11 protein-coding genes and 1 pseudogene are annotated in these 11639 nt (G+C 72.5%); 6 read left to right on the top strand and 6 right to left on the bottom strand.

Annotated elements, in window-relative coordinates; translation table 11 throughout:
- The 5 genes and pseudogenes from F8A92_RS10700 to gatC form a co-directional block, all read right to left on the bottom strand.
- Positions 1–815 (bottom strand): annotated as a pseudogene (locus tag F8A92_RS10700) (hypothetical protein); the annotation flags it as partial.
- A 30-nt stretch (positions 816–845) separates the two neighbouring features.
- Positions 846–2345: an Asp-tRNA(Asn)/Glu-tRNA(Gln) amidotransferase subunit GatB gene (gatB, locus tag F8A92_RS10695; protein WP_153505152.1), complete on the bottom strand. Its 1500-nt coding sequence runs from the start codon at positions 2343–2345 to the stop codon at positions 846–848.
- 2 nt (positions 2346–2347) lie between these two features.
- On the bottom strand, positions 2348–2650 hold the full coding sequence (locus F8A92_RS10690; RefSeq protein WP_153505143.1) for a hypothetical protein: 303 nt from the start codon (positions 2648–2650) through the stop codon (positions 2348–2350).
- A complete protein-coding gene (gene gatA / locus F8A92_RS10685; protein WP_153505142.1) occupies positions 2647–4164 on the bottom strand; it encodes an Asp-tRNA(Asn)/Glu-tRNA(Gln) amidotransferase subunit GatA in 1518 nt (505 codons plus the stop codon). The genes F8A92_RS10690 and gatA overlap by 4 nt, the downstream gene beginning before the upstream one ends.
- A gap of 5 nt (positions 4165–4169) precedes the next feature.
- Complete coding sequence (gene gatC, locus F8A92_RS10680) at positions 4170–4472, bottom strand: Asp-tRNA(Asn)/Glu-tRNA(Gln) amidotransferase subunit GatC (RefSeq protein ID WP_153505141.1); 303 nt, start codon at positions 4470–4472, stop codon at positions 4170–4172.
- A 76-nt stretch (positions 4473–4548) separates the two neighbouring features.
- On the opposite strand from gatC, the gene F8A92_RS10675 reads away from it, so the two are divergent.
- From F8A92_RS10675 to F8A92_RS10665, 3 genes are all read left to right on the top strand, one after another.
- Positions 4549–5484 (top strand): 1,4-dihydroxy-2-naphthoate polyprenyltransferase, encoded by a 936-nt coding sequence (locus tag F8A92_RS10675; protein ID WP_228389366.1) that lies wholly within the window; start codon positions 4549–4551, stop codon positions 5482–5484.
- On the top strand, positions 5485–6150 hold the full coding sequence (locus tag F8A92_RS10670; RefSeq protein WP_153505140.1) for an ACT domain-containing protein: 666 nt from the start codon (positions 5485–5487) through the stop codon (positions 6148–6150).
- 93 nt (positions 6151–6243) lie between these two features.
- Complete coding sequence (locus F8A92_RS10665) at positions 6244–6738, top strand: nuclear transport factor 2 family protein (protein ID WP_153505139.1); 495 nt, start codon at positions 6244–6246, stop codon at positions 6736–6738.
- A 4-nt stretch (positions 6739–6742) separates the two neighbouring features.
- Here the strand turns inward: F8A92_RS10665 and F8A92_RS10660 are convergent, their stop codons facing one another.
- A complete protein-coding gene (locus F8A92_RS10660) occupies positions 6743–7375 on the bottom strand; it encodes a TetR/AcrR family transcriptional regulator (protein ID WP_153505138.1) in 633 nt (210 codons plus the stop codon).
- A gap of 82 nt (positions 7376–7457) precedes the next feature.
- Here F8A92_RS10660 and F8A92_RS10655 point away from each other — a divergent pair, with 82 nt between their 5' ends.
- From F8A92_RS10655 to F8A92_RS10645, 3 genes are read left to right on the top strand one after another with little or no spacing between them, the layout of a single operon-like run.
- Positions 7458–8738: an alpha/beta fold hydrolase gene (locus F8A92_RS10655; protein ID WP_228389365.1), complete on the top strand. Its 1281-nt coding sequence runs from the start codon at positions 7458–7460 to the stop codon at positions 8736–8738.
- Positions 8722–10380, top strand: a complete 1659-nt coding sequence (locus tag F8A92_RS10650) for an AMP-binding protein (RefSeq protein ID WP_153505137.1) — start codon at positions 8722–8724, stop codon at positions 10378–10380. Before F8A92_RS10655 ends, F8A92_RS10650 begins: the two co-directional genes overlap by 17 nt.
- Positions 10377–11639 carry an ABC transporter substrate-binding protein gene (locus F8A92_RS10645; RefSeq protein WP_153505136.1) on the top strand — a complete coding sequence of 421 codons (1263 nt, stop codon included), beginning with the start codon at positions 10377–10379 and terminating at the stop codon, positions 11637–11639. The genes F8A92_RS10650 and F8A92_RS10645 overlap by 4 nt, the downstream gene beginning before the upstream one ends.

Raw genomic sequence — 11639 nt, 5'->3', positions numbered from 1 at the left:
CTCACACGCCGCCTCGAGCTCGCCGAAGCTGGCGTACTGCTCGAGCAGATTGGTGTCCTTGGGCACGAGGTCGCGCCGGCGACCGGCACCACGCCGGAGACCGGCGAGTGCGAGCGCAGCGCGCGGGTGGCGCCGGCGGTGGTCTCCGGGCGCGAGAACGGGATGTCGTCGGCGGACGTCGGCCGCAGCACGTACGGCGAGTACGGGAAGCCCTCGCCGGTCAGCAGCTGCGAGTCGAGGTCGGAGCAGTCGAAGCCCAGCACCTCGAGCATGCCGGTGAGGTCGGCGGTGGTCCAGGTGCTCGGCAGACCCGGCTGCCGGTTGGTGGTGGCGATGTCGATCGCCTCGACGATCGCCTCGCGCTGCGCGGCGGCGACGACGGCGCCCGTGCCGCGCTCCGTCTCGGGCTGCGCCACGCCGGTGACCGGCCCGGCGACCAGCAGGATCGACTGGACGTACCCCGGGTCGAGCCCGCCGCGGCGCACCGCGGCGACCACCTTCTTCAGCGCGGCGTCCACCGCCTGCACGGGGTTGGCCTGGATGCCGTCCACGCTCGCGGGGCGGCCGCCGATGGTCCAGGTGCCGCGCAGCGGCGCGAACAGGTACCCGTCGGCGCCGGATACCTCGTGCACCGAGAGCACCGCCATCCCCTCGGGGGTGCAGATCACGCCGGCGATGGGCCCGAAGCGCTCGAAGCCGTCACCGAGCACGACCACGCCGCGGCGCCCCTCCGCGCCGAGACCGAGGTTGTGCAGAACGGCGAAGACGCCGCGCTGCGCGTCGTTCGCGGGCGATCCATGGGTCAGAACCAGCACGAAATACTCACTCCTCCGGTACGCCGACGCTCAGCCGACGCCGAGGCGCTCGAGGATCAGGCTGCGCGCGGTCCCGGCGTCCGCCTGCCCGCGAGTCGCCTTCATGACCGCGCCGACGAGCGCGCCGACGGCCTGCAGCTTGCCGCCGCGGATCTTCTCGGCCACGTCCGGGTGCTCGGCGATCGCGGCGTCCACGGCCGCGCCGACCGCGCCGGCGTCCGAGACGACGGCGAGGCCTCGGGCCTGCATCACCTGCTCGGGCTCGCCCTCGCCGGCGAGCACCCCGTCGACGACCTGGCGGGCGAGCTTGTCGTTGATCCTGCCGGAGTCGACCAGGCCGATCACCTCGGCGACCTGCGCGGGGCTGATCGCCAGCCGCTCGAGCTCCACCCCGGCCGCGTTGGCGCGACGGGCCAGCTCCCCGGTCCACCACTTGCGGGCGGCCGCGTGCGGCGCGCCGGCGTCGATGGTGGCCAGCACCGGTTCGAGCGCCCCGGCGCCGACCAGCGACGCGAGCTCCTTGTCGGTGAGTCCCCACTCGTCCTGCAGGCGGGCCAAGCGGGCGCTCGGCGGCTCGGGCAGCTCGGCGCGCAGCCGCGCCACCCACTCGCGGTCGGGCGCCATCGGCACCAGATCGGGCTCGGGGAAGTACCGGTAGTCGGTGGCCTCCTCCTTGCTGCGGCCCGGGGTCGTCTCCCCGGTGTCCTCGTGGAAGTGCCGGGTCTCCTGATGGATCCGCGACCCGGCGTCCAGCAGCGGCGCCTGCCGGACGATCTCGCCGCGTACCGCCTGCTCGATCGAGCGCAGCGAGTTCACGTTCTTCGTCTCGGTCCGGGTGCCCCACGGCTCGCCCGGCCGGTTCAGCGAGACGTTGACGTCGCAGCGCATCGAGCCCTGCTCCATGCGGACGTCGGACACGCCGAGCGCACGGCAGATCTCGCGCAGCTCGGTGGCGTAGGCGCGGGCCACCGCGGGAGCCTTGTCCCCCGCCCCGACGATCGGCCGGGTCACGATCTCCACCAGCGGGATCCCGGCCCTGTTGAAGTCGACCAGGGAGTACGTCGCTCCCTGGATGCGGCCGGTCGATCCCCCGACGTGCAGCGTCTTCCCGGTGTCCTCCTCGAGATGCACGCGTTCGATGTCGACGCGGAACGACTCACCGTCGACGACGACGTCGAGGTAGCCATCCGCGCACAGCGGGTCGTCGTACTGCGAGGTCTGGAAGTTCTTGGGCATGTCCGGGTAGAAGTAGTTCTTGCGGCTGAACCGCGACACCTCGGCGATGCTGCAGTGCAGCATCAGCCCGATCCGGATGGTGGACTCGATCGCCTTCTCGTTGGGCACCGGCAGCGCGCCGGGCAGCCCGAGGCAGACCGGGCAGATCTGGGTGTTCGGGTCCGCCCCGAAGTCGGTCGCGCACCCGCAGAACATCTTCGACTCGGTGCCGAGCTCGACGTGGGTCTCCAGCCCGACGACCGGTTCGTAGCGCTCCAGCACGGCCGTCACCTCGGCGTCCGCTGCCGTCGACATGGTCACTGGTCGGTCTCCTTCGCCGCGTCGTCGGCCGCTCGCTGCTCGGCGCGCTCTCGTTTCAGCTTGGCGATCTTCGGCTTGAGCACGAACGTGTCGTACATCAGCACGTTCAGCGGCGTGAGGATGCCCAGCACGATGAAGACGATGAACACCTTCTTGCCGGTCAGCACCAGCGCCACGATCCCGGCGGCGATCACGAACGCGGACAGCGCCCACGCCGCGATGCTGACCGCGCGTCCGGAGCCGCTGAGCCCGATCTGGTCGGTCTCGGCGATGTCGACTGGTTGTCGTCGGTCACTCACAGCGCGGGCGCTCCTTCGAGGAAGACGCCGCCGCGGGCGGCGTCCTGGGCGGCCTCGAGCGCCGCGGCGACCAGGTAGCACCGGTCGTCGCGCAGCTCGGGAGCCATGATCTGCAACCCCACCGGGAGGCGCTGCTCGCCGTCCTCGAGGGGGTCGTCGGCCAGCCCCACCGGGACCGACATGGCGGGCGTGCCGGCGAGGGAGGCCGGCAGCGTCGTCAGGTCCAGCAGGTAGATCGCCAGCGGGTCGGTGTTGGCCTTGCCCAGCGGGTAGGCCACCGTCGGCGCGGTCGGCGACACCAGCACGTCCACCTGCTCGAACGCGGCCGCGAAGTCGCGGGCGATGAGCGTGCGGATGCGCAGCGCCTGCGCGTAGAACTCGTCGTGGTAGCCGGCCGACAGCGCGTACGTGCCGAGGATGATGCGCCGCTTGACCTCCGGCCCGAACCCGGCCTCGCGCGTCAGCGACATGACCTCCTCGAGGCTGTGCTCGCCGTCGTCGCCGACCCGCAGCCCATAGCGGACCGAGTCGAAGCGCGCCAGGTTGGACGACGCCTCGGAGGGCGCGATCAGGTAGTACGCCGACACCCCGTGCCGGAAGTGCGGGCACGAGACCTCGCGGACGTCCGCGCCGAGGCTGCGCAGCACGTCGAGGGCCGCGTCGAACTCTGCGCGCACCCCGTCCTCGAGCCCCTCCGCGAGCAGCTCGGAGACGACCCCGACCGTCAGCCCGGCGAGCCCGTCGGCGGCGCCACGGCGGGCGGCCTGCACCACCGGCGACACCGGCGCGTCGATGGAGGTGGCATCGCGCGGGTCGTGCCCGCTCATCGCCTCGTGCAGCAGCGCCGTGTCGAGCACGGTGCGCCCGAACGGCCCGGGGGTGTCCAGGCTGGAGGAGAACGCGATCACGCCGTACCGCGAGCTGGTGCCGTACGTCGGCTTCATGCCGACGATGCCGCTGAGCGCCGCGGGCTGGCGGATCGACCCGCCCGTGTCGGTGCCCAGCGCGAGCGGCGCCTCGTAGGCGCCCACGGCGGCGGCCGACCCGCCGGAGGACCCCCCGGGGGTGCGCTGCAGGTTCCACGGGTTCGCGGCCGGACGGTACGCCGAGTTCTCGTTCGTCGAGCCCATCGCGAACTCGTCCATGTTGGTCTTGCCGAGCATCACCAGGCCGGCGTCGGCCAGCCGCGCGGTCACCGTGGACTCGTACGGCGGCAGCCAGCCCTCGAGGAAGCGCGAGCCGGCGGTGGTCGGGACGCCGCGGGTCACGAAGGCGTCCTTCACCGCGACCGGGACGCCGGTCAGCGGGCCCGCGGTGCCGGAGCGCACGCGCTCGTCGGCGTCCTTCGCCCGCGCCAGCGCCAGGTCGGCGCTGACGTGCAGGAACGCACCGGTGCGCTCGTCCACCGCGGCGATGCGCTCGAGGTAGGCCGTGGTGGCCTCGACCGACGTCGTCTGACCGGTGCGGATGGCGGCCGCCAGCTCGGCCGCGCTCATCCTGGTGATCTCGTTCACGCCGCTCACTCCTCGTCCAGGATGCGCGGCACCCGGAACCGGTCCTGCTCGACCGCGGGCGCCTGGGCGAGGACCTCGTCGCGGGCGAGCGACGCCCCGACCGCGTCCGGGCGCATCACGTTGGTCATCGGCACGTTGTGGGACATCGGGGGGATGTCGCCGGTGGCGACCTCGCCGATCGCCGCGACGTGCTCGAGGATGCTCTCGAGCTGCGCTGCGAAGATGTCGATCTCCTCGGACGTCACCTCCAGGCGCGCCAGCCGGGCGAGGTGCGCGACGTCGGCACGCGAGATCTTCTGGTCGGCCATGCCTGCCTTCCGGTCGGGTACGGAGGTCGCCGGGTCGGCGACCGCATAATTCTACGGGTCGGCCAAGATAGAGGTCGTGCCCACGACATCCCCCGCCCCCGCCACCGTCCCGCCGAGCGGCCCGAGGCTGTGGTGGGCCGGCGCCCGGCCGCGCACCCTTCCGGTGTCGGTCGTGCCCGTCGCGGTGGGGGCCGCGCTGGCGGCGCGGTACGTCGCCGCGCCGTGGTACGGCCACCTGTCGTGGTGGCGGATCGCGCTGGCGCTGGTGGTCTCGCTGATGCTGCAGGTCGGCGTGAACTACGCCAACGACTACTCCGACGGGGTGCGCGGCACGGACGCCGACCGGGTCGGGCCGCTGCGGCTCACCGGCTCGGGCCTGGTGGCTCCCGCCCAGGTCAAGGCCGCGGCGTTCGGTTGCTTCGGCGTCGCGGCGCTCGCCGGCCTCGCGCTCGCCGCCACCACCTCGTGGTGGCTGGTCGCGGTCGGGGCGGCCGCGATCCTCGCGGCCTGGTTCTACACCGGTGGCGCCACGCCCTACGGCTATCTCGGGCTGGGCGACGTCGCGGTGTTCGTGTTCTTCGGGCCCGTCGCGGTGATCGGCTCGGCGTACGTCGCGGGCCGCCCGCCGCAGGTGACCTGGCAGTCCGCGCTGGCGTCGGTCCCCATCGGGCTGCTGGCGGTCGCGGTGCTCGTCGCGAACAACCTGCGCGACCTGCCCAAGGACGCCGCCGTCGGCAAGCGCACGTCGGCGGTGCGGATGGGCGACCGGGCGACCCGCGTCGGCTACGCGGTCATCGTGATCGGCGCGTTCCTGCTGGCGATGCCGGTGGTCGGCTGGCCGTGGCTGCTGCTGGCGCTCGCGGCGACCGCGTTCGCGGTGCCACCGGTGCGCGCGGTGCTGCGCGGCGCGGCCGGTCGCGATCTGATACCGGTTCTGGCGCGTACCGGCAGGCTGCAGGTGGTGTGTGGAATGGTCATCGTCATCGGTCTGCTCGCTGCGGAGGTGCTGTAGATGTCCTACCTGCTACGGGTGATCCTGCCGAACAGGCCGGGGTCGCTCGGTCTCGTGGCGACCGCGATCGGCACCACGGGCGCCGACATCGTCAGCGTGGACATCGTCGACAAGTACGACAACCTGGTGGTCGACGACATCGTGGTCGACATCGGGCCCGGGCAGATGCCCGACGAGGTGCTCAGCGCGGCGCACCGGCTCGACGGGGTCAGCGTCGAGTCCATCCGGCCGTTCGACGGCGCCCTCGCGACGCACCGGGAGCTGCAGCTGCTCGAGGCCATGTCGGTGGACCCGGCCGGCGCCGGCCAGCTGATGGTCGACGAGCTCCCGCGGATCTTCCGCTCCGGCTGGGCGGCGCTGGTCCGCAACGACGGTCAGGTCATCAGCCGCAGCGCGAGCGCGCCCGAGATCGACCGGGTGGAGCCGTGGTACCAGCCGATGCTGGCGAAGATCCTCAACCCGGTCACCGATCTGGTGCCCGTGGACTGGACGACGCTCGACACGTCGCTGATGGCCGCGCCGGCCGGCGAGGAGTACGCGTTCGTCGCCGGACGCCCCGGCGGGCCGGACTTCCGGCCGAGCGAGCTGTCGCGGCTGGCGCACCTCGTCGGGATCAGCCGGTCGATCTGGCTGCGGTACGCCAAGGGCAAGGACTACGACGACTGAGCCGGCCCGGCCGGATCCCCGCAGACGTATTGACGGATGGGCCACCGGCTGTTTCACTCACATGAACGATCGTTCGTTCTTGGAGGCAGCGCGATGGACGACACCCTCGAGTCCCGGGTTCGGCGCCTGGAGGACCTGCACGACCTGCAGCAGCTGCGGGCGCGGTACTGCCAGCTGCTCGACGACGGCCGGTGGGCGGAGCTCGCCGAGCTGTTCACCGAGGACGGCGCGTTCGTGGGCCTGTCGACGGCCCGCGGCCGTGCCGATCTGGTCGAGTTCTTCTCGGGTCTGGCCGCCGGCGGGCTGACCGCGTGGTGGCACTTCTCGGCCAACGAGACGATCGACCTCGACGGCGACGCGGCCACCGGCGCCACCTGGCTCTACCAGCCGTGCGTCGTGGACGGCGAGGCGCACGTCGCCGCCGGCCGGTACACCGACCGCATGGTGCGATGCGCGGACGGGCGGTGGCGCTTCACCGAGCGCAAGGTGTCGTTCTTCTGGTGGGTGCCCGCCGACCAGGCCTGGGACCGCGGGACGTTCGGCTACGGCGCCGCCCGGGCCGCCGCGGACACCGGCTATGCGGGCTGAGCGGCTAGCGCGCCTCGACCAGCGCCATGCCGAGGTCGATCTGCTGGGCCGCGAGCTCGTCGGCCCCGAGCGGTCCCTCCGGGCGGTACCACAGCGACATCGCCGACAGCATGGTCACCAGCGCCCGGGCGGCGGCGTCGGCGCGCGCGGTGCCGAACTCGCCGGCCCGCGCCCCGTCACGGATGATCTCCTTGAAGATCTGCTCGGTGCGGTCGCGCGCCGCGACCACCGTCGCGCGCTGGTTCCCGGCGATGTAACGGATCTCGCTGATGCCGACGAGGCTCGCGGTGGTCTTCTCGACGTTGAAGGCGACGTAGGCGCCGATGGCGGCCCGCAACCGCCCGGTCGCGTCCGGCGACGCGCCCGCGACCGCGGCTTCCAGGCGCGCCAGCAGATCGTTGTTGGTGATGGTCAGCAGGGTCGCCACGAGGTCGACCTTGGACGGGAAGTAGTTGTACAGGTTCGACAGGCTCGTGCCGGCGGTCGTCGCGACGTCCCGCATCGACATCCCGTTGTAGCCCCGCGCGCCGAGCACCTGCAACGCCGCCGACAGGATCGCCGACTCGCCGGCCCGGCCCGACGGCGCCAGCACCTCGTGCTCGAGAGCGGGTCCGGAGGCGGTGTCAGGCGTCGTCATCCTGCCGAGGCTAGGTGGGTGGTTTCCGGCGCGTCAACACGATGCGAGCCAACCGACAGATTTCGAGAGGAACGGCATTCACATGGCTGACTCCCCGACGATCGGCACGTCCCGATGGGCGCGCGAGATCGCCGACGCGCTCACCGCCGACCCGCGGTTCGCCGCCGCGACGCAGACCTGGGAGGGGGTGCTCGCCGTGCGTGGCGAGCGGACCGCTCCCGGCGTCGCTTTCCAGATCCACAAGGGATCCGTGCGCGCCGTCGACGACCGGATCGACGGCGACGAGACGTTCGCCTTCGTCGTACCGCCGGCCGTGTGGGAACGCCTGCTCGCGGCCGGCGAGAACCGCTACATGCACGAGGCGATGGGCGGGGCGTTCTCGGTCGTCGGGTCGGGCTACGAGTACCTGCGGATGACGAAGCCGCTGGCCTACCTCGTCGACGCGGCCCGGCAGGTCGCCGGGGTCGCGGAGCCCGCACCGCACGCGCCGCCGACCTCCGTGCCGCCGCCGGCACCGCGGTGGTCGGTGCAGGGCAGCTACCTCTTCCTGAACGGATCGCTCGGCTACGCGGAGATCGGTGAGCCGGCCGGACCGGCCCGCGCCACGGTGCTGCTGCTGCACACCGCCGGGCAGAGCGGTGTGCAGTACCGCCGGGTCGTCCCCCGGCTGACCGCGCTCGGCTACCGCACCATCACCCCCGACTACCCGGGGCACGGTCGCAGCGAGCCCGCCGCGGCCGGGCCGGTCACCGACCTCGGCGACTTCGCGGCGTGGCTGGTGCAGGTGATCGACGCCCTCGACCCGGCTGACGCGCCCCTGGTCGTCGCGGGATGCTCGATCGGCGGCAAGCTGACGCTGGATCTGGCCACCCGCCTCGGATCACGACTCGCCGGCGCGGTGGCCATGGCGGCATCCGCGGACGCCGGCCGGGCCAACCGCAAGGCGTTGCTGCGCGAGCTCGAGGACGTCGCGGCGCCGAGCCGGACCGACCGGACGCACCTGGGTACGCGCGCCGTCGTCGGTGACGCGGTGCCGGCGGAGGTGCGGGAGCTGATCGCGACCATGCACCGCCGCGAGGACCCGGTGATCAGCAACAGCGACCTCCTCGGATGGACCAGCCACGACCTCACCGGCCGGCTCGCCGACATCCGCTGCCCGGTGCTGCTCGTCGGCGGCGCGGACGACCTGTGGCTGGACCTGGAGGCGATGCGCCGCTCGGCGGACGCCATCCCGAACGGCCGATCGGTTGTGCTGGAGGGCATCGGGCACTACCCGCCGCAGGAGCTGCCGGACTTCGCCGACCGGCTGCACGCCTGGATCGAGCCGTGGCTGGGAGGTGGTGACGATGAGCATGCTCGCTGACCTGACCCTCCTGATCCGGGACGATGCCGGCGCCGTCGCCCTGATCGAGCCGACCGCGACCGGGCACCGCCGCTGGACCCGCGGCGAGCTCGGCGCGCTGGTCGCCGCCCAGGCCGGGCTGCTGCGGGGCTGCGGCGTCGGGCCCGGCGACTGCGTGGGGGTCTGGCTGCCCACCTGGGCCGACGCCATCGCCTGGCAGTACGCCGCGCGGGCGGTCGGCGCGCACGCCGTCGGCATCAACACCCGGTACAACGTCACCGAGGTGGGGCACGTGCTCGAGCTCGGCAGGCCGAAGGTCGTGGTGCTGGCCGCCGGATTCGTCGGGCTCGACCTCGTCGGCCGGCTGCGCGAGGCGCTGACCACGCACCCCGGCAGCACCGCGCCGCTCGTCGTGCCGGTCGCCCCGCCGGGTACCGCCCTGCCGGACCGCATCGAGACGTATGACGCCGGGGCCGGCGCGCTGGCGGCGCCGGCGCCGCGACCCGACCTGCCGCTCCCCGACGGCAGCGACCCCGACGAGCTGGCGGTCGCGTTCACCACGTCGGGCTCCACCGGCCTGCCGAAGCTCGCGGCGCACCGCGACGCCGCGGTGGCCGAGCACGCCCGAGAGGTCGCCGCCGCCCTCGCGCTGCGCCCGTCGGACGTCGTCGTCGCACCGCTGCCGTACAGCGGTACCTTCGGCTACTCCGCGATCATGGCGGGGATCCACGCCGGCGGTGCCGTGCTGCTGCACCCCTCGTTCGATCCCGAGGCGCTGCTCGACGACATCGCCGCCTACGGCGGCACGCACGTCGCCTTCGGCGACGACATGCTCGGGCGCATCCATCTGGCGTGGCAGGCCCGGCATCGCGACCTGAGCAGCCTGCGCTGGATCGGGATCGCCGACTTCAACGGCGAGTCGCACGCGCTGGCCCGGTGGGCCAAGGCCGAGTTCGGCACCGAGACGGTCGGCGTCTACGGCTCGTCGGAGGTGTTCGCGCTCACCACCTTCTGGTCCGTCGACGACCCCGAGCCGCAGCGGTGGAGCGGCGGCGGCCACCTCGTCAACGCCGGCATGCAGGTGCGCGTCACCGACGACGGGAAGCCGGTCGCGGCCGGCGTCCAGGGCGAGATCGAGCTGCGCGGGCCGAACGTCGTCGACGCCTACCTCGGCCAGCCGGAGCTGCTCGCGCAGAACGTCTCCGCGGACGGCTGGTTCCGCACCGGCGACCTCGGACGGCTCACCGACGAGCGCAGCTTCGAGTACGTCTGCCGCGCCTCCGATGCGCTGCGGCTCAAGGGGTTCCTGGTCGAGCCGGACGAGATCGCGGCCCGGCTCGGCGAGCACCCCGACGTCCAGGTGGCCAAGGTCGTCGGCGCACGGCGCGGTAACGAGACCGTGGCCGTGGGGTTCGTGACCCTCCGGCCCGGCGCCCGCGCCGGCGACGCCGACCTCTTCGCGCACTGCGCCGAGCGCCTCGCCCGCTTCAAGGTGCCTGCACAGATCCACGTCATCACCGAGATGCCGGTGACGGCGGGCACCAACGGAGCCAAGATCCGAGCCGCCACCCTGCGCGAGTGGGCCCGCGACGGCGTGCCCCCGCAGTACCTCCCGACCACTCCCCTTCCCCCGCACCACCGTTCACCACAGGAGACCCCATGAATTGTCGACCCTCCATCGCCACCGCCGCGCTGGTGCTCACCGGCCTCGCCCTGACCGCCTGCTCGAGCAAGGCGGCCGGTGGTGCCGCGCAGAGCTCCGGCGACGTCAAGACCGACGTCGGCGTGACCGACAGCGACATCACCCTCGGCGTGCAGACCGACATGTCCGGCATCTTCAAGGCCGCGGGCCTGGCGATCACCCACGGCGACGAGATCTGGGCCGACGAGATCAACGCCGCGGGCGGCATCTGCGGGCGCAAGATCAAGCTGGACACCGTCGACATCGCCTACAAGGCCGAGAACGCCGTCCCGACGTACCAGACGCAGAAGACCAAGGTGCTCGGTCTCCTGCAGGTGATCGGGGCGCCCGCGATGGCCGCGCTGAAGTCGCAGGTGACGACGGACAAGGTGCTGACCACCGCCAGCAGCCCGTCCTCGGTGAACCTGGACAGCCCCTCGATCCTGATGGTCGGCACGACGTACGACGTGGAGATGATCAACGGCTGGAGCTACCTGGCGAAGACCGGCAAGGTCAAGGACGGCGACACGGTCGGGCACATCTACATCGACTCGGAGTACGGGCAGAACGGCCTGCTGGGCACCAAGGCCTACGCGAAGGAGCACAACCTGAAGGTCGTCGAGGCGGCGCTCGCGGGCACCGACACCGACCTCACGGCGACGATCACCAAGCTCAAGAGCGAGGGCGTCACGGCCATCGCGATCACCACCGCGCCCGCGGCGGCGGCGTCCGCCGCGATCCAGATGAAGACGCAGGGCCTGCAGGTGCCGCTGCTGGCCAGCGCCGGGTCGTTCGCCCCCAGCATGCTCGCGGACGACACGGCCGCCGGCGCGCTCGCCGAGCGGGCGACGGTGATGAACTCGAACGCGCCGTACAGCGCCGATCTCCCGGCGGCCAAGAAGATCCGCGACGAGTACGCCAAGAAGGGCTTCACCGACCAGCCGTCGACGTACGTGCCGTACGGCTACACCGCCGGCCGCGTGTGGCAGGCGATCCTGACGCAGGCCTGTGGGGACGGCGACCTCACCCGCCAGGGCATCCTGGACGCCAAGGCGAAGGTGACCAACCTGAAGACCGAGGGCCTCACCGGCGATCTGGACTACTCCGTGCCGGGTGCGCCGGCGACCCGCGAGAGCTACGTGCTCGGCGTCGACAAGTCCGCCGAGGGCGGCCTGAAGATAATCGAGGACAAGTCGGCCTCGGCGGAGGCGAAGAAGTACCGGGCGCCGTACCAGAAGTGA

This window comes from Cumulibacter manganitolerans (assembly GCF_009602465.1).
Lineage (GTDB): Bacteria > Actinomycetota > Actinomycetes > Mycobacteriales > Antricoccaceae > Cumulibacter > Cumulibacter manganitolerans.
Note: the sequence above shows the minus strand (reverse complement) of the source record. Positions and strands in the feature narration are given on the sequence as shown.